At 74.1% G+C, this 18,999-nt stretch carries 14 protein-coding genes; 6 read left to right on the plus strand and 8 right to left on the minus strand.

The genetic code is table 11. The features are described from left to right. Positions 1 to 38 precede the first annotated feature (38 nt). The 4 genes from O7623_RS14730 to O7623_RS14745 form a co-directional block, all read right to left on the minus strand. Positions 39 to 3,680: a hypothetical protein gene (locus O7623_RS14730; RefSeq protein ID WP_282229192.1), complete on the minus strand. Its 3,642-nt coding sequence runs from the start codon at positions 3,678 to 3,680 to the stop codon at positions 39 to 41. A gap of 31 nt (positions 3,681 to 3,711) precedes the next feature. Continuing rightward, on the minus strand, positions 3,712 to 8,352 hold the full coding sequence (locus tag O7623_RS14735; RefSeq protein ID WP_282229193.1) for a hypothetical protein: 4,641 nt from the start codon (positions 8,350 to 8,352) through the stop codon (positions 3,712 to 3,714). Positions 8,353 to 8,432: 80 nt separating this feature from the next. After that, the gene (locus tag O7623_RS14740; protein ID WP_348775147.1) at positions 8,433 to 9,284 is read right to left on the minus strand and encodes a ThuA domain-containing protein; all 852 of its coding nucleotides are present in this window, start codon (positions 9,282 to 9,284) and stop codon (positions 8,433 to 8,435) included. Next, on the minus strand, positions 9,281 to 10,060 hold the full coding sequence (locus tag O7623_RS14745; RefSeq protein WP_282229194.1) for a helix-turn-helix domain-containing protein: 780 nt from the start codon (positions 10,058 to 10,060) through the stop codon (positions 9,281 to 9,283). The genes O7623_RS14740 and O7623_RS14745 overlap by 4 nt, the downstream gene beginning before the upstream one ends. Positions 10,061 to 10,233: 173 nt before the next feature. Here O7623_RS14745 and O7623_RS14750 point away from each other — a divergent pair, with 173 nt between their 5' ends. Then, positions 10,234 to 11,184: an ABC transporter ATP-binding protein gene (locus O7623_RS14750; RefSeq protein WP_282229195.1), complete on the plus strand. Its 951-nt coding sequence runs from the start codon at positions 10,234 to 10,236 to the stop codon at positions 11,182 to 11,184. Further along, complete coding sequence (locus tag O7623_RS14755) at positions 11,181 to 12,788, plus strand: ABC transporter permease (RefSeq protein WP_282229196.1); 1,608 nt, start codon at positions 11,181 to 11,183, stop codon at positions 12,786 to 12,788. The genes O7623_RS14750 and O7623_RS14755 overlap by 4 nt, the downstream gene beginning before the upstream one ends. A gap of 56 nt (positions 12,789 to 12,844) precedes the next feature. Here the strand turns inward: O7623_RS14755 and O7623_RS14760 are convergent, their stop codons facing one another. From O7623_RS14760 to O7623_RS14775, 4 genes are all read right to left on the minus strand, one after another. Beyond that, complete coding sequence (locus O7623_RS14760) at positions 12,845 to 13,918, minus strand: HAMP domain-containing sensor histidine kinase (protein ID WP_282229197.1); 1,074 nt, start codon at positions 13,916 to 13,918, stop codon at positions 12,845 to 12,847. After that, complete coding sequence (locus O7623_RS14765) at positions 13,911 to 14,657, minus strand: response regulator transcription factor (protein WP_282229198.1); 747 nt, start codon at positions 14,655 to 14,657, stop codon at positions 13,911 to 13,913. Before O7623_RS14765 ends, O7623_RS14760 begins: the two co-directional genes overlap by 8 nt. A gap of 8 nt (positions 14,658 to 14,665) precedes the next feature. Beyond that, complete coding sequence (locus O7623_RS14770; protein ID WP_282229417.1) at positions 14,666 to 15,223, minus strand: DM13 domain-containing protein; 558 nt, start codon at positions 15,221 to 15,223, stop codon at positions 14,666 to 14,668. 134 nt (positions 15,224 to 15,357) lie between these two features. Then, the gene (locus tag O7623_RS14775) at positions 15,358 to 15,759 is read right to left on the minus strand and encodes a hypothetical protein (RefSeq protein ID WP_282229199.1); all 402 of its coding nucleotides are present in this window, start codon (positions 15,757 to 15,759) and stop codon (positions 15,358 to 15,360) included. A gap of 132 nt (positions 15,760 to 15,891) precedes the next feature. On the opposite strand from O7623_RS14775, the gene O7623_RS14780 reads away from it, so the two are divergent. The 4 genes from O7623_RS14780 to O7623_RS14795 all read left to right on the plus strand — a co-directional run bounded on the left by O7623_RS14780 (position 15,892) and on the right by O7623_RS14795 (position 18,998). Continuing rightward, positions 15,892 to 16,443 carry a TetR/AcrR family transcriptional regulator gene (locus tag O7623_RS14780; RefSeq protein ID WP_282229200.1) on the plus strand — a complete coding sequence of 184 codons (552 nt, stop codon included), beginning with the start codon at positions 15,892 to 15,894 and terminating at the stop codon, positions 16,441 to 16,443. Positions 16,444 to 16,522: 79 nt separating this feature from the next. After that, complete coding sequence (locus O7623_RS14785; protein WP_282229201.1) at positions 16,523 to 17,500, plus strand: oxidoreductase; 978 nt, start codon at positions 16,523 to 16,525, stop codon at positions 17,498 to 17,500. Further along, positions 17,497 to 18,084, plus strand: coding sequence for a TetR/AcrR family transcriptional regulator (locus O7623_RS14790; RefSeq protein WP_282229202.1), 588 nt, complete (start codon positions 17,497 to 17,499; stop codon positions 18,082 to 18,084). Before O7623_RS14785 ends, O7623_RS14790 begins: the two co-directional genes overlap by 4 nt. Before the next feature lie 2 nt (positions 18,085 to 18,086). After that, positions 18,087 to 18,998: an oxidoreductase gene (locus O7623_RS14795; RefSeq protein WP_282229203.1), complete on the plus strand. Its 912-nt coding sequence runs from the start codon at positions 18,087 to 18,089 to the stop codon at positions 18,996 to 18,998. Position 18,999 lies beyond the last annotated feature (1 nt).

The following is an 18,999-nucleotide window of genomic DNA, read 5'->3' on the forward strand; positions in this document are numbered from 1 at the left end:
GGCCACCGGCCGGCGTCAGCCGACACCGGTCGACAGCGTCAGGACACGCAGCAGTCGCGCTCGACGGCGGACAGCGGCGACGTCCGCAGGATCCGTACCTGGCCGAGGTCGCCGCCGAGCGGGTCGGCGAAACTGCCGTTCGGCTCCGGCAGCACCTCGACGACGAGGGTGCTGACCGGCAGCCCGGCCGGCAGCCCGGCGGCCGCCAACGCGGCCCGCACCTCGGCACCGGTCCAGGCGGTCTCCCCCTCCACCGGCAGCGGCACCGAGCGGTGCTCGACCCGGCGTCGCGGAATCGCCAGCTGGCGCAGGCCGATCTGCACGTTGCGCCGGGTGCTCGCGTCGGCCTGCACCACCCGTGCGTACAGCACCGCCCACAGCTGGGTGTTCGGCGGGTCCGGCAGTGCCCGGCGCAGTCCGACGTACGGGGTGGCGTACGGGGCCCGCACCCGGATCGCCCCGTCCGGCTCGGCGAGCACCGTCGCCGCCAGCTCCGGCGCCGGGTGCGCCACCCCTTCCAGCGTCAGCGGTTCGCCGTACCGGCCCTGCGCGGTGGACCAGAGTGGATCGTCGGCCGGCCCACGGTCGTGGCCGACCCGGATCTCGTAGGTGTAGAACGAGAACAGCTCCGGCGAGCCGGCGTCGGTGTTCGGCGGCAGCGGCACCAGGAAGTGCCGGTCGCTGTCGGCGGCCGGCTCCATCCGCTGCATGGTCGCGTACCCGGCCAGGTCCTGCACCTGGCCCGGGGTGATCACCCGGACGGTCTCCGGGTCCAGCGGCAGCGTCGGCACGGTGGCCGGGTCGGCCACCGGTTCGGTGCCGGCCAGCAGCATCGGGTCCGGGGTGACAGTCAACGGCCGGACGAAGTAGGCGTCGCGCGGGTCGGCCAGCGGCTCGGCGAACTCCAGCCACAGCCGCCGGGTCCGGGGCGCGGTCGCCGCGTACGACGCGTCGGTGCCGTACGGGGTGAGTGCGACACCGGCGGCGACGACCCGGGGCACCTGCCGGGGCGGGGTGACGATCGGCAGGGCGGTGGCGATCGAGCGCGCCACGACGGCGCCGTCGGCAAGGCGCACCGCCAACTGGTACTCGACCTGCGGCTCGTACGGCAGCCCGTCGGGGCCCAGCGGTACGGCCAGCGCGTCCAGGAAGATCATCCGGACGAAGCCACGGTCCGGTGTACCACGGGTGGCCTGCACGTTGACGGATCCGATCAGTTCCATCACCCCGACCTCGGTGACGGTCTGCGGGGCGCCGGGGGCGTCCGGCAGCCGTACGGTGCGGGTCAGGGTCAGCGTCGGCGAGCCGGCGCCGCGCCAGGTCCAGTCCCGGTCCAGCAGCAGGGTCACCGCGTTGAGCCACTGCCCGGCGAGTTCGGTCGGGTCGGTGAACTCGACGCTGCCGCCGTCCGGGGCGAGATGGTGGCCGAGCCCGGCGCAGCCGAACACCACCCGCTCCCCCGGCGTGCCGAGCAGGGTCGGACCGTCGGCGACCAGGCCGAGCGCGCCGGCCAGCCGGCCGAGCAGGGCCGGGGTCGGGGCGGCCTGGGCAGCGACGGCGTGGGCCGCCGGCGGGGCACCGGCCGGGTCGGGGCGCAGGAACACCGACCGCAGGGTGTCGGCCGGCGGCAGTGGGCGCAGCAGGTCGGCGTCGCTGGCCGGGTCGGCCAGCCCGTGCAGGTCGATCCGGTCGACCGGGCCGTGCCGGGCGGCGTCGCTGCCGAAGTAGCCGAGGTCGTCGCGGCCCAGGGCCCGGACATCCAGCCGCAGGTCCCGCCCGGTGACCACGGTGACCGGGCCGCTGACCAGACCGTCCGGGCCGAGCTGGTCGGTGACGTCGACGGACCGGTAGTCGCCGGCGTCCACCCAGGACAAGTCGAGGTCGAGGGCGGCGGTGGGATCGTCGGGGAACAGCCGGGTGGTGGTGTACCACTCGACGTATCCGTCGGCGTCGGCGGCCGGGTCGTAGGCCGGCGCTTTCAGCAGCAGCCGGACCTGCAGCAGTACGGCGTCCGGGTCGGCGATGCCGGGCGGAGCCACCGCCCCCGGTGGCGCGACGTCGTTGGCGGCGATCTGGGCGAGCAGTTCGGCGCGGGCCGCCGGGCCGGCGGCGTACACCGCTTCGGGGTAGCCCAGGCGCGGGCGGTGCACCCGCAGCGCCGCGACGGTCCCGTCCGGTTCCGGGGTGTACGGGTCGTAGCTGAGCCGGGCCGGTGGTCGGTGTCGGCGCAGGTGCAGCAGCGCGGTCGGGGCCTCGCCGACGCCGCTCGGCGCGACGTCGACCGACGGTCCGCCGCCGGTGGTGTCGGCGAGCCGGACCCGGAACTCGTACGACTGGCCGTAGCGCAGCGCCACGGAGTCGGCGTCGGCCGGTACCGCCTCCTCCGGCGGCCCGGGTGCCACCTCCATCAGGCGCTGCTCGTCGTCGGTGTCGACGACGAGGGAGCCACCGCGCCAGCGGACGAACCAGGCGGGCAGCCACAGTTGGCCGCTGTGTTCGGCCGGGGCGACCTCGCTCCAGCGTTCCTCGCGGGCGGTCCCGAGGTCCACGCCGATGGTCAGCGGCGCGTCGACGAGCGACAGCGAGGTCCAGTCGGTGCCGCCGGCCGGGCGGACGTCGACCCGGTAGCCGAGCACGCCACGGGGGGCGAGCACCGGGTCCTCGCCGTCGGGTGGGGCACCGAGGGCCCGGTTCTGCCCTTCGAGGATGTCCTCGTCGTCCCAGCCGAGCTGGACGCCTTCGTCGCGGGCGATCGGCGTGCCGTCGCCCGTCTCGTCGAGCAGGTCGGCGCTGACCGGTTGCCGGGCGTGCACGATCTTGGCGAAGCCGTCGTCGAAGCGCAGCGCCTCGGCGAAGACCTTGTCGTAGTTGCCGAGGGTGGCGGACTCGGTGGCGTCGGCGCTGACCGGGAACGTCACCGGGGTGAAGACCGGCCGGGTGCCGTCGGCGGGCAGCGGCGGCACCCGGGTGGCGAAGGCGCGCAGCAGCGCCGGGTCGGCGGCGACGGCATCGGCGTAGTCGCTCTGGGCGGCCAGGTCGGCCCAGAGCCAGCCGCCGGCGGCCAGTCGCGGGTCGGCGTCGACCGGTACGTCGAGGGTGACGACCAGGCCGAGGGCTTCGGCCAGCCGGGGGCGGCGCAGCGCGTAGGCGATCGCCTCGCCCCAGCCGATCACCATCGGCGGTGCCGGCGGTGCCGGCTCCGGCGGGCATTTCATCAGACAGTGGTAGCTGGCGTCGGTGACGGCGAGCGAGGTACGTGGGCGGACGAACCCGAACGACCGGCGGTAGCTGCCCGGCAGGTACTTGCGCAGTTGCCGGGTGGTGTCGCGGCCCTGCGGGGCGAACGTGTCACCGGCTGGCCCGGCCGGGATCTCCAGGGCGGCGCCGATCGCGGTGAAGATGGGCCGGGCGTGCGGGGCGTGCAGGGTCGCCGGGGCGGCGGGCAGCGCGACGGTCTGGTCGACCCGGTCCCGCTGCGGCAGCGCCCCGAAGGTGTCCGAGATGGACACCGTGAACGCGAACTTGGCGTCGGCGAAGGCGGGCACCCCGGCCGGGGCGGGCAGCAGCGGCGCGAGCGGGTCGGCGGCCGGGGCGACCAGCAGCCGTACGGTGAAGGTGCGGCCGGTGTGGTCCCACCGCTGCAGGTACGGCACCAGGGTGAGTTTGTGCGGGGTTGCCATTGTCCGACTCCTTCGCCGACCCGACCCGGGCTCACAGGGTCGCGGTCTCGGTGACCTGGTAGGACGCACTGATGGAGATGATCAGGAAGAGATCGACCTGGATCTTCACGGAGCCGGAGTAGTCACACTTGGTGCTGCCGGCGTCGTCGTACACCAGGCCTTTGAGCTCGGCCCGGATCTTGACCTTGACGACCTTGAGGTCGACCCCGGCTTCGAGCGCGACCAGTCCGCCGTACTTGGTCTGGCCGGCGATCGCGTCGTAGACGAGCACGAAGCCGATGCCGAGGAACGCGTACGCCTTGAACGGGCCGAGCTGGCCCTGCACCCCGACGCCGGCGAACGCGACCAGTTCGAGCTTCTCGCTGGTGACCGTGCCGGAGACGAGGGCGATCGAGAAGGTGATGCTGCCGGAGACGATGATGAAGACCTTCGCGACGCCGACCGACAGCACCGGGATCTTGCCTTCGAGGCCGATCCCGAGGCTGGCCGCCCCCTTGGCCTTGCCGTCGGTGAGGCTGACCCCGGCGCTGAGCGCCACCGCCAGGCTCAGCTTGAAGTAGTCGCCGAGCGGGACGATCGTGTCCGGCAGGTCGACCTTCAGCTTGGTCTCGAACTTCAGCTCGTGCTTGGCGTTGGCCGCCGCCAGGTCGATCGGGCCCTGCACACCCCGGTCGGCGACGAACGGCAGGTACTGCAGGATCTGTTCGATCTCGGCGAGCAGCAACGACCGCAGCTGGGCGACCTGCGGCCGCTGGTCGGTGCCGCCGACGATGTGCAGCTCGGACCCGGTCAGTTCGGCCAGGCCGGCCACGTCGGTCCAGATCCGCAGCCCGGTGAAGTCGGCCGACCAGCGGTCCCCGGTGACCTCCAGACGCAGCGTCGCGCCGTCGTAGCGTAGCGCCGAGCCGTGCCCGGGGGTGCCGGCCAGTTGCAGCGCGGTCGGCGGGTTGGTGAAGGTCAGCGGGTTGCTGAACGCCAGGGTGCCGGCCGGTCCGACGTCCAGGTGCAGCGTGCCGGGGGCGGTCTCCAGGGTGTTCGGCGGCGGCGGGAACGCCCCCTTGGAGGTCGACCGGGCCAGGATGTCGGCCAGCGCGGGCCGGTGCCGCGACTCGATGCGCGGCACCCCGGGTGCCGGCACCACCGGGCGGGGGAACAGGAACGCGTGGGTCGGGGTCGACTGCACGAAGGCGTACTCGGTGGCCGGGTCGGCCGGGCGCAGCAGGTCGGCGGCGTCGGCGAACCGGTACTCCCCCGGCGTGCCGGCCAGTGGCGGTGCGCTGATCGGCGTGTCGCTGGCCGGGTAGGCGACCGGGTAGCGGCGGATCAGCGGCGTACCCCGGGTGTCGGCGACTCCGGTCGCCTCGCCGCCGCCGGGCGGCGCGGCGGCGACCGGACGGACCACCATCGACCAGGAGCCGGTCGTCGGCAGCTGCGGGGTGCCCCGCAGGGTCGCGACGAACACCGGGGTGCCGGCGTCGTCGGCGAGACCGACCTCGATCCGTTGGGCGCGCATCGGCAGGCCGCTGCCGCCGACGTCGACGACGGTGTCGACCGGCCCGCCGACCGGCCCCTGCGCCTCGATCAGCGCCCGCAGCGCCTGCGGCCCGGCCGGCACCCCGCTGGGCGCGACCTGCAGCCAGCCGAGCACCCCGAGCGCCGGCGTCGTCGTGGCGGCGCCGTCGAGGGCGAGGTCCGCGTCGAAGTGGTACGGCACCAGCCGGGCAGCGCCGTGGCCGAACTCCGCGCCCGGTGCCGGCCGGACGTTGCGCACCCCGAACAGGCCCCGGAACACCCCGGCGTCGAAGGTGTACGGGGCGACGGTGATCGTCCCCGCGTCGCGGTAGCGGTAGTCGAACAGGCCGGGGGTGAACGGCTGCCAGCCGCTGTCGCGGCGGATCACCCCGCCGCCGGGGCGACGCTCCACGGTGACCGAGCGGGTCACCCGGATGCCCCACGGGTGCAGCACGCTGTTGACTTTGACGACCTCCAGCGCGGTCCGGCCGATCATGACCCGGAACTGCACCTTGGCGGCCTCGGCGAACGCGGCGAAGGGGTTGTTCCAGTCGCTGAAGTTCGAGCCACCGTAGCCGGACAGGTCGATCCGGGTGACCGGCACCCGGGGGTCGGTGGCCATGTCGGTGTTGAAGACGGTCTCGACGCTGCCACCCGGGTCGGCGGTGGAGCCGAGCACCGACAGCCCCAGCGGGGCGCCGCTGGGCAGGTCCACGCCGTTGAGCAGTTGCCGCATCCGGCCGGCGAAGGTCGCCGACACGCCGCCGTCGTCGGGCCGGCCACCTTCGGCCTGGGCCGTGATCTGGATGCCGCCCCGGGTGTCGCCGAACTCGGGTCGGGTCAGCCCGAGCAGGTCGGCCGGGCGGGCGCCACTGTCCTGCGGCTGTACCAGCACCGCCGCGATCAGACCGAACGGGAACGTGGTGCGCACCCCGACCGGCGTACCGTCGCCGAAGGCGTCCAGGGTGCCGGCCACCGCGTCGGCGGGCACCACCGGGACGAGCCGCTGCGACCGGGCGCCGAGTGAGGTGGCGCCGCCGTCGGTGGCCGAGGCGAGCGGGGTGGGGAACCAGCCAAGGGTCATGATGTCCTGGTCGGTGTCCAGGGTGCGGACCGGTTCCCACTGCACCTGGGGCAGTGCCGTCACCCGGAGCGCGCCGACCTCTGCCTGGCTGGCCAGGCCGGCGACGGCGTAGCGGGTGTCGGGGTGGTTCGGGCCGACGCCGAGCCCGACGCCGAGCAGGTCCTGGTTGGTGGAGACGTCCAGCAGCAGCAGGTTCGGCGGCCAGCCGACCACCTCGGACAGATATCCGTCGACCATCGAGGTGGAGGTGGCGTCGGACCGGGCGGCGGCCTGGATCCGCTGGCCGCGGAGTTCGAGCTCCAGCCGACGGGCGGCGTCCCACTGTGCACCGGTCAACTTGTCCAGGCCGACGCTGCCCTGCTCGACCTGGCTGGGCCCGATGTCGGGGCCGGACGACTTCGGCGGCGGCTGCGGTGTGCCCGGTGACGCCGGGCGGCCGGTGACGGCCACGGCCGGTCCGAGTTGGCCGTCGAAGGCCACGGTCACGTCGTCCGGCGTGGTCCAGTCGATCCGGCAGACCAGCGCCGCCGGTGGCGGTTCCCGGCCGATCCGGGGCGGGGTCAGGGTGCCGGTGCAGACGTACGGGTCGGGCAGCGTCGGCGCCCAGCCGTGCAGCCCGAACGCCAGTTGGGCGCTGCCGGTGTCGACCAGCAGCGGCCCGTCGGCGCTCGGCCCGGCCGGCCCGCTGAGGGCCCCCCGGAGGTAGACGAACGCCGGTACGGTCGTCCACAGCAGCGCGTTGCGCAGCGCGAACTGATGGTGGCGTCGGGCGTTGGCCGGGATCGCCGCGCCGAGCAGGGCGGTGATCCCGCCGTCGCGGCGGTGCAGTAGCAGGGTGCCGGCGTCGGTCGGGGTCGGCACCGGCTGCCCGGCCGTGGTCACCGGCCGGTCCAGGGCCACCACGCTGTGCCCGGTGACCATCAGGTGTTCACCGTCGACGGCATCGCACCGGTAGAACAGCCAGAACGGTGCGGCGTAGCGCTGTCGCCAGGGCAGCCGGTGCCCACCGCCACCGGCGATCGCCCACAACTGGATGTCATGGGCGACCGGCGGCGACAGTGGGGCGACCGCGTCGGCGAGGACCGTCGCGCCGGACGCGGCGATCACGATCCACGCGTCACTCAGCGGATGCTCGCGCGGGTCCGGGACGTACCAGCGGGCGGCCAGTCCGGCGACCTGCAGCAGCCAGGTCGCCGCAGTCGACGCTTCGCCGAGGATCACCGGGTCGGTGGCGACCACCACCGGCAGACCGAGGCCGGCGTCGCGGACCGCGCCGGTGCCGGTGACGCCGATCAACGGGTCGCCGGCCGGGTCGGCACCGATCCGCGTACCGTCCACCGTGGTGGGCTCGACGACGTAGCCGAGCACCAGGGTCCAGAGCCGCTCGACGAACGTGGTGCGCCCGGTGGCCGGACCGAACCGGAACTCCTGCCGCCACACCTTCGCCGCGCCGGGGTCGCCGACGATCTCGACCGCGCCGGCTCGGAACCGGAAGGTCACCGAGGCGGGCAGCGCGGTGCCGGCTTCGGCACCGCGGCAGCCGTCCGCCGTGGCGGCGGGTTGCGGGTCGGGTGCCGGGTCGAGCCGCAGCACGGCGCTCAGCGGCGCCGGCACCTCGATGACGTCGCCGTGCACCGTCGCGGTGCCCAGCGTCAAGGTCCCGCCGATGACCCGCAGCCCGGCGTACGCGTCGGCCGGCAGGCCACCGAACAGGTCGCCCCGGATCCAGACGGTGCCGGCTTCGATCTCGACGACGGTGCCGGTACGCCCGACGACCGGCGGCCGGGCCTGGGTGACCACGAACGCGGGTGCGGCGGCACCGGCCTCGCTGACCTGCAGCCGGCGGGCGGCGACGAACGCCTCGTACCAGACGTCGACGCCGCCGGGGGTGCGCAGCGGGCCGACCCGGCGGGCCGGTGCCAGCCCGGTGAGGCTGTCGACGAAGCTGCCGGCGAGGAGTTGTTCCCGTTCGTCGCGGCGGTGCACCAGCCGGGCGTCCCGGGGCAGTTGCGCGGCGGACCGGGCGGCGACCGACGCCGCGAGATGCTGCAGGGCGGTACGGAATGGCTCTGACACGCGCTGCTCCTCGGGGAGGCTGCTGCCGGACGTGGGCCGGTCTGCAGCGTGCGCCAGATCACACTCCGTGTTCAATCAGATCATGGATAGTCCGCCGGACTGCAGTCGGCGGGCAACTGGCCAGCGGCGTAGCGGATGGCGCCGAGCAGGTGGGCGCGGAAGGCAGACTCGGCGTACGCCTCGACGGTGTGGCCGCCGCCGGTGTAGAAGGCGCGGCCGCCGGCGTACGACCGGCACCAGGCGTGTGGGTGCGGCGTCCCCATCCCGGCCCCGGTGTAGCTGGTCTCGTCGAGCACCGCGAGGATCCGCGCGCCGGTCGGGTCGGCCTGGTAGTCGTACCACTCGTCGGTACGCTCCCAGCGGGCCGGCAGGTGCGCGGTGGCCGGATGGGTCCGGTCGACGACCTCGACGGTGGCCGGCTGCACCGGCGGGTGCCGGGCGAAGTAGGCGCCGACCAGTTCGCCGTAGAACGGCCACTGGTGTTCGGTGTCGGCGGCCGCGTGCACCCCGACGAATCCGCCACCGGCACGAACGTAGCCCTCGAAAGCGGCCCGGCCGGCGTCGTCGAGCACGTCGCCGCTGGTGTTGAGGAAGACGACGGCGGCGTAGCCGCGCAGATTGTCCGGGGTGAAGGCGGCCGGGTCCTCGGTGGCGTCGACACCGAAGCCGTGCGCCGCGCCGAGCGCGCCGACGGCGGAGATCCCGGCCGGGATCGACTCGTGCCGGTACCCGGTGGTCCGGCTGTAGACCAGCACCCGGTACGCGGCACCCGTCGTCGCGGTCGGGCCGGTCGCAGTCGCAGTCGCAGTCGCGGTCGGGGCCGGGTCGGTCGACGTCGAGGTGCAGCCCGAGGTCATCAGCGCCACGGTACCGCAGAACAGGCCGGCGCCGATCCCGCGACGGGTGACGGCAGACGGCCTCCGCGCGGTCACCGGGCCACCCCCGGCGTGGGTACGGCGGCCGGCTGCGGCGTGGGTACGGTGGTCGGCTGCGGCGACCGGCCACGGGCGGACAGGAACGCCTGCCAGTCGGCGGTGATCCGCTCGACGTCGCGGACCACCAGGCCGAAGAACTCGCCCATCAACTGCAGCCGGTCACCGGCGGGAGTCTGCGGGCCTAGCACCGCCGCTCCGTCGGCCGCCGCGTCCGCCCAGGTGCGGAAGACGTGCACCCGTAGCGACCAGGCCCGGTACCAGAGGCCGTCGTCGACGGCGTACCGGTCGCGGCGGTGGCCGGGGGTGCGCTGCCGGGCGACGAAGCCGATCCGTTCCAGGAAGGCGATCGACTTCGAGATCGATGCCGGGCTCACCCGCAGTCGGGCGACCAGGTCGGCGGCGGTGAGCGCACCGCTGTCGCTGACGAAGAGGCTGACCAGCACCCGGGCGGTCATCCGGGGGAAGCCGGACTGGACCATCATCGCGACGAACCGCTGCTCGAACGCGGCCACGGCGGCCGGGTCCCGGCCGTACCCGGTGGTCTGCTCGACCGGCGGCCGGGCGACCGGGCCGGTCCGGCGGGCCCGGTGAGCGGTGGCCCGGTGGGCGGCGAGGGCCCGGTAGCCGCGGGACCCGCCGTTGCGGGCCACCTCGCGGCTGACGGTGGAGGTGGGACGCCCCAGTCGGCGGGCGATCTCGGCGTAGCCGGTGCCGTCGGCGAGAGCCTGCTCGATGCGCTGCCGGTCCTGATAGGTCAGCCGTCCTCCGGGCATCCGCCCCGCCCTCCGCTGCGTTCAGTCCCATTCCATTGCAACTCATCCTTACCGTTCATTGCATTAGCCGCAAGAGTCATTGCAACGATCTACGGGGCTGCGAGCTCGTGTTCTGTCGGCGTTGGCCTGGCCATTCGTTGACGGAAGCGCAAACGCAACTTAGCTTTCTCAATATGGAAACGACGATCCGGGTCCGTGGCCTCACCAAGCGGTACGGCCGCAGCACCGCACTCGACGGGCTCGACCTCACCGTGTCGGCCGGCGAGATCCACGGCTTCCTCGGGCCGAACGGGGCCGGCAAGACCAGCACCATCCGGGTGCTGCTCGGCATGGTGCGTGCCGACGCCGGGCAGGCGCAGGTGCTCGGCCGCGACCCGTGGCGGGACGCGGTCGCGGTGCACCGGCGCCTCGCGTACGTCCCGGGCGACGTCAGCCTCTGGCCGAACCTGACCGGCGGCGAAGTCATCGACCTGCTCGGCCGGCTGCGCGGCGGCCTCGACCGGCACCGCCGCGCCGACCTGCTGGAACGTTTCGCGCTGGACCCCACGAAGAAGTGCCGCACCTACTCCAAGGGCAACCGGCAGAAGGTGGCGCTGATCGCCGCCCTCGCCGCCGACGTGGAGCTGCTGCTGCTCGACGAGCCCACCTCCGGGCTGGACCCGCTGATGGAGGCGGTGTTCCGCGACTGCGTCGCCGACGCGGGTCGGCAGGGCCGCACCGTCCTGCTGTCCAGCCACATCCTCGCCGAGGTCGAGGCGCTGTGCGACCGGGTCACCATCGTCCGTGATGGACGGACCGTCGCCAACGGCACCCTCACCGAACTGCGCCACCTGACCCGTACCACGATCGTCGCCGACCTGCCGGAGGCGACCGACGCCGCGCCGGCCGGGGCGGACGCCGGGCTGGGCCCGACCGGGGCCGACCCGGCCGGGCTCGGCGGCGTACCCGGAGTGCACGGGCTCACCGTCGACGGCCACCGGGTGCGGTGCGAGGTCGACCCGGAGGCGCTCGCACCGGTGCTGCGCCGGCTCGCCGAGGCCGGCGTACGGACGCTGGTCAGCCAGCCGCCGACGCTGGAGGAACTGTTCCTGCGGCACTACCAGAGCAGCGGGGCACGGCGGTGAGCGCGCTGACCGGCACCGGCCACCTGGTCCGGCTGATCCTGCGCCGCGACCGGCTGATCCTGCCACTGTGGATCGTCTGGCTGTCGGTGATGCCGGCGAACTTCGCCGCCGCCTTCCCCGCCCTCTACCCCACCGCCGCCGACCGGTCGACGTTCGCGCAGACCAGCAACGCCAACGCCGCGCTGGTCGCGCTCTACGGTCCGGTACACACCGCCGACCTCGGTGGCCTGGTCTCCTGGCGGATCAGCATCGTCACGGTCATCGTGGCGCTGATCAGCCTGCTCACCGTCGTGCGGCACACCCGCGCCGAGGAGGAGGCCGGCCGGCGCGAGCTGCTCGGCGCCGCCCCGATCGGCCGGTACGCCGGCCCGGCGGCTGCCCTCATCGTCGTCTTCGCCGCCAACCTGCTGCTCGCCGGCGCGGTCGCCGCCGGACTGGCCGGGCAGGGGCTGCCGGTCGCCGGGTCACTCGCCCTCGGAGCCCAGTTCGCCGCGTCGGGCTGGCTGTTCGCCGCCGTCGGCGTGGTCACCGCCCAGCTCGCCGCCAGCGCCCCGGCCGCCCGGGGCATCGCCGTCGCCGCGCTCGGGGCCGCCGTCCTCGGCCGGGTCGTCGGGGACCTCAGTGGTCACACCGGCGGGCCGTTGGGCTGGCTGAGCGGGGTCTCGCCGCTCGGCTGGGTGCTGCGGCTGCGCCCGTACGCCGACGACGCCTGGTGGGTACTCGGCCCGGTCGTCGCCGCGACCGCCGGTCTGGTCGCGGTCGCCGCCGCGCTGCACGGCCGCCGTGACCTGGGGTCCGGCCTGCTGTCGGCCGGCAGCGGTCCGGCCACGGCCGGCCCCCGGCTGACCGGCCCGGTCGCGCTGGCCTGGCGACTGCACCGGGGCCCGCTGGTCGGCTGGACGGTCGGTTTCGCGCTCACCGGCGTGGTGCTCGGTGGGGTGGCCGGCGGGGTCGGGGACATGCTGACCGACAATCCCACGCTGCGCGAGCTGTTCACCCGGCTCGGCGGGTCCGCCGGACTGGTCGACCTGTTCCTGGCCGCGATGCTCGGGCTGTTCGGGATGGGTGCCGCCGGGTACGCGATCGCCGTCGTGGGGCGGCTACGGGTCGAGGAGACCAGCGGGCGGGTCGAGCCGGTGCTCGCCGCGCCGGTGTCACGGATCCGCTGGGCGGTCGGTCATCTGGTTTTCGTCCTACTCGGTCCGGTCGTGGTCATGGCGGGTGCCGGGCTGGCGATGGGGGCGACGCGCGCCCTGGTCGGTGCGGATCCCGGCCGGGAGGTGGCCCGGGTGCTGGCCGGCGCGCTGGCGCAACTGCCGGCGGTGTGGCTGCTGGCGGCGCTCACCCTGGCCCTGGTCGGGCTGGTGCCCCGGTTGGCCGCCGCCGGATGGGCGGTGCTGGTGGCGACCGTCCTGCTGACCCTGTTCGGCGCGCTGCTGCGACTGCCGGCGGCGGTGCGCGACCTCTCCCCGTTCAGCCATCTGCCGAGCCTGCCCGGCGGGCAGGTGTCGGCCGTACCGCTGGTCGTCCTGGTGCTGCTGGCCGCCGGGTTCGCCGCCGCCGGACTGGTCGGGCTGCGCCGCCGCGACCTGCCGGTCGGTTGAGGCCACCGTTGGTCAGCCGGCCGGTCACCGTTGGCCAACCTGCCGGTCACCGTTGGTCAGCTGGCGGCCGGCAGGTGGACCAGGAACCGGCAGCCGGGACCGGCGTTGGTCACCTCGACCCGGCCGCCGTGTGCCTCGACGAGACCCCGGACGATGGCCAGGCCGAGTCCGCCGCCGGCCGGCACCGGCTCGGCACGGGCCGAACCGAACGGGCCGCGCGCGGCGCCGACCGCTGCCGGGCTACGGGCCGGCTCGCCCCGGAACGCCACGTCGAACACGCGCGGCAGGTCCGCCTCCGGGATGCCGCCGCAGGTGTCGTCCACCGCCAGCCACGCCCACCCGTCCGCGCTGCCCGCGCTCACCTGCACCACCCCGTCGTACGGGGTGAACCGGATCGCGTTGCGCAGCAGGTTGCCGACGATGCGGGCCAGCTCGGGTTCGCTGGCCACGACCGCCGGCCAGCCGTGTTCGGCGGCCCGCAGCCGGATGCCCTGCAGCCGGGCCAGCGGTGCGGCGGAGGCCAGGGCGTCGGAGACCACGTCGGCCAGCGGCACCGGGCGCAGCGACAGCCGCAGTGCCCCGGCGTTGATCCGGGACAGCTCGAACAGGTCGTCGACCAGCTGGGTCATCCGGTCGGTCTCGACCCGGATCCGTCGGTGGTACTCGGCGGTGGTGATCGGGTCCGCCACGACGCCGTCCTCCAGCGCCTCGGCCATCGCCCGCAGCCCGGCCAACGGCGTCCGCAGATCGTGCGACACCCAGGCGACGAGTTCCCGCCGGTTCGCCTCGGCCTGGCGTTCGCGCTGGCGCAGCTGGTCGGCCCAGACCGCCTGACGGGCCAGCCGGGCACCGAGCCACCCGCCGACGGCGAGGCTGACCACCCCGGACGCGGCGAGCACCAGCAGGACGACGTCGCGGTCGTGGGCGGACAGGAACATCGCCTGGGCGGCACCGACGACCCCGGCGAGGACGGCGAGGACGGTGACGGTGAGCAGGACGGTGAGGTGCGCGACGATGCTGCGTCGGCGCAGGATCCGCAGCGTGGCGGCGCCGGGTACGGCGACCAGCAGCGAGGCACCCAACCCGATGCCGAGCACGGCGAGGATGTCGCCGACGGGCAGGTCAGGCATGGTCGGCCGCCGGTTCGTAGCGGTAACCGACGCCCCAGACGGTGATGATCCGCCGGGGCCGGGCCGGGTCCGGTTCGATCTTCTCCCGCAGCCGTCGGACGTGGACGGTGACGGTGGACTGGTCGCCGAAGTTCCAGCCCCACACCTCGGCGAGCAGTTCGTCGCGGCGGAACGCGCGTGCGGGATGGCGGACCAGGTGCAGCAGCAGGTCGAACTCGCGGACCGTCAGCGCCAGGTCGATGCCGCCCCGGCGGGCGGCCCGGCGGCGCACGTCGAGGGTGAGGTCACCGTCGCCGAGCAGCACCGGCCCGTCGGCGGCGACGGCGGCGGGTGCCGGGCCGGTCACCGTTCCGGCGCGGCGCAGCACCGACTGCACCCGCAGCACCAGCTCCCGGGGCGAGAACGGCTTGGTGACGTAGTCGTCGGCCCCCATCTGCAGGCCGACGATCCGGTCGGCTTCCTCACCGAGGGCGGTCAGCATGATCACGGGTACGCCGCTGGCCTGCCGGTGCAGTCGTCGGCACACCTCCAGCCCGTCCAGCCCGGGCAGCATCAGGTCCAGGACCACCAGGTCGGGCCGGTGCCGGTCGACCGTGGCCAGTGCGGCGTGCCCGTCGGCGGCCTGGTCGACCTGGCAGCCGGCCCGTTCCAGGTAGCGGCGGACCACGTCGGAGACGGTGGGGTCGTCGTCCACGACGAGGATCCGGGCGGGCGGGCCGGCGGCCAGGGGGGTGGTCATCGGCTTGCTCAGGCGCTCAGGTCGGCGGCACCGAACGACACCGAGAACCGCTTGCACCAGATGCTGACGCTGGTCAACGCGTCCAGGTCGACGTCGTCGGGGATGTCGTACACCTGATTGCCCCGGTTGCCCTTGAGCCGGTCCAGCTCGGCCCACTGCCCGTCGTCGAAGACGAACCAGCCGTCGCGGCCGTCGATCACCGGCTGATCGGAGAGCCAGACCCGCAGGTCCGGGCCGTTGGAGGTGGCGAAGTCCCGCAGCACCAGCTGGTGTCCGCCGTCGGCGAGGCGGATCAGCTGGGCGGTCCCGGTGGTCTCGTGCTCGTGGGTGACGAACTCCCCGGTGGCGATCAGCTGGTTGTCGGCCGGCGACGGGCTGGCCGGCTCGGGACTTGCCGAGGCCGGGTCGGCCGAGGCGGTGTCGGGCTCCGTGGTCTGCGGAGCCGGTGCCTGGGCCACCGGTACTGCTTCGTCGACGACCTCGTCGGTGACGAGCTTCCAGGGCTGGAACCAGTAGCCACCGAAGGCCACCGCACCGAGCAGGGCGACGGCGAGGACCCAGGTCAGTGGTTTGGTTGCGAGGCGTTTCCACACGCCGGTCAGCCTACGGCCGGTGCCGGCGGTCCCGGCACGGTCGGCTCCTTGCGAAAGTCTTACGGAGCGAGGGCCCTACGGCGCGAGCGTCCTGCGGCGTGGCTGTCTCACGGCGCGGTGGCGACGCCCCAGGCGAGCAGCAGCAGGGCGACGGCGAGCTCCGCCGCGCCGAGCACGGTCAGCGTGGTGCCGAACGAGCGCTTGCCGGGCTGGCCGATCGCCGCGTGCAGGAAGAATCCGCCGGACTGGCTGATCGTGCCGGCGGCGAGCAGCCCGCCGACCACCCAGGTGTACGGGTCGGACAGTTCGGCGCGGCCCGCGATGGTCAGCGCGGTCAGGGTCAGCACCAACAGCACCCCGGCGTGGGCGTGGCCGGCCTTGAACAGGGAGCGTTGGAAATCGGTGAGTTTGCCGGCGGCGGTCAGCCGCATCAGCGAATAGCCGCCGAACATCACCGTCGGGACGCTGACCAGTGCGATCACAGTCAGCCACTTGTCGGCCGTACTCATGGGGTCTTCTCCTCGGGGTCGGCGCGGCGTGTGCGGCACGCGGCGCGCTCGGGGCACGCGATCAAATCTTGACACTGCCAAGATACCCACGTCGGGTAGCATCTTGTCAACGACAAGATGGGAGTTCGGCCGATGCCGCAGCCGTACCACCACGGGGACCTGCGCCGGGCGCTGCTGGCCGCCGCGACCGAGGCGATCGCCGAGAGCGGGCCGGCCGCGCTGAGCCTGCGGGACCTGGCCCGCCGGGTCGGCGTCTCGCACGCCGCACCGACCCACCACTTCGGCGACAAGACCGGCCTGTTGACCGCGATCGCCACCGAGGGCCTGCACCTGCTCGCCGACCAACTGGACGCGGCCGGCGGCGACATCCTGGCGGCCGGACAGGCGTACGTCCGGTTCGGCGTCGAGCACCGCGGGCACTTCGAGGTGATGTTCGAACCGGGCCTGCTGCAGTTCGACGCGCCGGAGCTGACCGCCGCCCGCCAGCGGGCCGGCCAGGCGCTGCGCGACGCCCTCGCCGATCCCCGCGTCCCGGCCGACGACCGGGACAGCGCCTGGCTGGCCGCCTGGTCGATCGCGCACGGCTTCGCCACTCTCTGGCTGTCCGGCGCAGTGCCGCACGACCCCGACGAGGACGCCCCGGGCGCGGCGGCCGGAGTGCTCCGCCTGCTGTTCAGCCAGTGACCGGAGATCCTGACGGAGTTGACAGCTTTGAGCAAATGAGTAAAGTTCGTCTCATCAGTCAACCAGAGACAGGTGGGCAATGACGCACTGGACGTACGACGATGCCCCCGACCAGACCGGCCGGACCGCCGTGGTGACCGGCGCGAACACCGGCATCGGCTTCGAAACCGCCCGGATGCTGGCGCACAAGGGCGCCCACGTCACGCTGACCTACCGGGACGCCGGCAAGGGCACGGCCGCTCTGGAGCGCATTCGCGCCGAGGAACCGGCCGGGAAGGTCACCGGGGCGCTGCTCGACCTGGCCGATCTCGACTCGGTCGGGGCGTTCGCCGAGGCCTACCGGGCCGCTCACGACCGACTCGACCTGCTGATCAACAACGCCGGGGTGATGGTCCCGCCGTTGGGGCGCACCCGACAGGGCTTCGAACTGCAGTTCGGCACCAACCACCTGGGGCACTTCGCCCTCACCGGCGAACTGCTGCCGCTGCTCGACGCGGCCGCCGACGCCGACCGGTCCGATGCTGCCCGGGCTGGCGCCGTACGGGTCGTCACCGTCTCCAGCGTGGCGCACTGGACCGGCGGCATCGACCTCGACGACCTCAACTGGCGGCAGCGCCGCTACCGGCCGTGGCCGGCGTACGGGCAGAGCAAGCTCGCCAACCTGCTGTTCACCCTCGAGCTGCAGCACCGGCTGACCGAGGCCGGCTCGGCGGTACGGGCGGTCGCCGCCCACCCGGGCCTCACCTCCACCGACATCGGCCGCCACCAGGGCCGCGCCGCCAGCGACAACCCGTCGCGCATCGACCGGATGATCCGGATGCAGCCGCCGGACGGGGCGCTGCCGAGCCTGCGGGCCGCCACCGACCCGACCGTCACCGGCGGCAGCTACTGGGGGCCGGCCCGACGATTCGGCACGTACGGGCCACCGGCACCCGCCCGCGCCTCGGCCCGCGCCCGGGACACCGTCATCGCGCGCCGGCTGTGGACCGAGAGCGAGCGACTGACCGGCGTGACGTACCCGTTCGCGGCGATCGGGCGCGCGGAGCACCCGGCGTGACCTCCGGCAGCGCCCGCCGGGACACGATCGCCGACGCCGCCATCGACGTGTTCATCCGCTACGGATTCAAGAAGACCTCGATGGACGACCTGGCCAGGGCGGCGGACATCTCCCGGCAGGGGCTCTACCTGCACTTCAAGACCAAGGAAGAGCTGTTCGTCGCCGCCGTGGAGAGGATGGTGAGCGCGGTGTGCACGGCGACCCGTGCCGCCTTCGACCGCACCGACCTCGACGTGCGGCAACGGATCCTCGGCGCGTTCGAAGCCTGCCAGGCGCCGGGCGTGGGGGCCGCGGTGCACGGCAACTTCGAGGAGCTGCTGAGCGCCGCCGCGACCCTGAACTGCCCGCTGGCCGGCCGGATCGAGCAGGTGCTGGCCGACGGGATCGAGCAGGTGCTGGCCGACAGCGGGGCGGCCGACCGGTGGCGGTCGGCCGGGCTCTCCGCCCGTGACCTGGCCGACCATCTGCACGCGACGTCCTTCGGCCTCAAGCACAAGGTGTCGTCGATCGACGAGTACCGTGCCGGTCTGAACACCGCCGTGACCATCGTCCTCGATGGCGGCACCACAGCGGAACAGGAGTGACCGTGGCACAGTGGACGTTCGACGACATTCCCGACTGCAGTGGCCGGACCGCCGTCGTCACCGGGGCGAACACCGGCATCGGCTTCGAGACCGCCCGGATGCTCGCCGCGAAGGGCGCGCAGGTCACGCTGGCCTGCCGGGACGCCGACCGGGCCGCCGGCGCGGCCGAACGGATCCGGGCCACCGGGGTGCCGGGTACGGTGACCTGCGCCCCGCTGGACCTGGCCGACCTCGACTCGGTGGCCGCGTTCGCCGAGGCGTACCGGGCCGGGCGTGACCGGCTCGACCTGCTGATCAACAACGCCGGGGTGATGGCTCCGCCGCTGGGGCGCACCCGGCAGGGCTTCGAACTGCAGATCGGGATCAACCATTTGGGGCACTTCGCGCTCACCGGCCGGCTGCTGCCGCTGCTGCTGGCCGCCGGCGCGGGTGCCCGGGTGGTGTCCGTGTCCAGCGGCGCACATCGGGCCGGCCGGATCGACTTCGACGACCTCAACTGGCAGCGTCGGCGTTACCGGCGGTGGGCGGCGTACGGGCAGAGCAAGCTCGCCAACCTGCTGTTCACCCGGGAACTGCAGCGCCGGCTGACCGACGTCGGGTCACCGGTGCGGGCCACCGCCGCCCACCCCGGCTGGACCGCGACCGAGCTGACGCGGCACACGGTCAGCGTCGCCGCCCGGATCGGTCAGCTGGTGGCGATGACCCCGCACGACGGTGCGCTGCCGACGCTGCGGGCCGCGACCGACCCGACTGCCGCCGGCGGCAGCTACTGGGGGCCGGGCAGGCCGTTGCAGCTGAGCGGACCTCCGGTCGCCGTCGGGTGCAGCGCGGCCGCCCGCGACGACGCCACCGCGCGCCGGCTGTGGACCGTGAGCGAGCAGCTGACCGGCGTGCCGTTCCCGGTCGCCGGATGAG

This window comes from Solwaraspora sp. WMMD791 (assembly GCF_029581195.1).
Lineage (GTDB): Bacteria > Actinomycetota > Actinomycetes > Mycobacteriales > Micromonosporaceae > Micromonospora_E.

Excerpts from the sequence above, each read along its gene's own strand:
- O7623_RS14745 (WP_282229194.1), bottom strand. The coding sequence starts at position 10,060 with ATGCCCGGAGGACGGCTGACCTATCAGGACCGGCAGCGCATCGAGCAG.
- O7623_RS14785 (WP_282229201.1), top strand. The coding sequence starts at position 16,523 with ATGACGCACTGGACGTACGACGATGCCCCCGACCAGACCGGCCGGACC.
- O7623_RS14775 (WP_282229199.1), bottom strand. The coding sequence starts at position 15,759 with ATGAGTACGGCCGACAAGTGGCTGACTGTGATCGCACTGGTCAGCGTC.
- O7623_RS14765 (WP_282229198.1), bottom strand. The coding sequence starts at position 14,657 with ATGACCACCCCCCTGGCCGCCGGCCCGCCCGCCCGGATCCTCGTCGTG.
- O7623_RS14730 (WP_282229192.1), bottom strand. The coding sequence starts at position 3,680 with ATGGCAACCCCGCACAAACTCACCCTGGTGCCGTACCTGCAGCGGTGG.
- O7623_RS14780 (WP_282229200.1), top strand. The coding sequence starts at position 15,892 with ATGCCGCAGCCGTACCACCACGGGGACCTGCGCCGGGCGCTGCTGGCC.
- O7623_RS14750 (WP_282229195.1), top strand. The coding sequence starts at position 10,234 with ATGGAAACGACGATCCGGGTCCGTGGCCTCACCAAGCGGTACGGCCGC.
- O7623_RS14760 (WP_282229197.1), bottom strand. The coding sequence starts at position 13,918 with ATGCCTGACCTGCCCGTCGGCGACATCCTCGCCGTGCTCGGCATCGGG.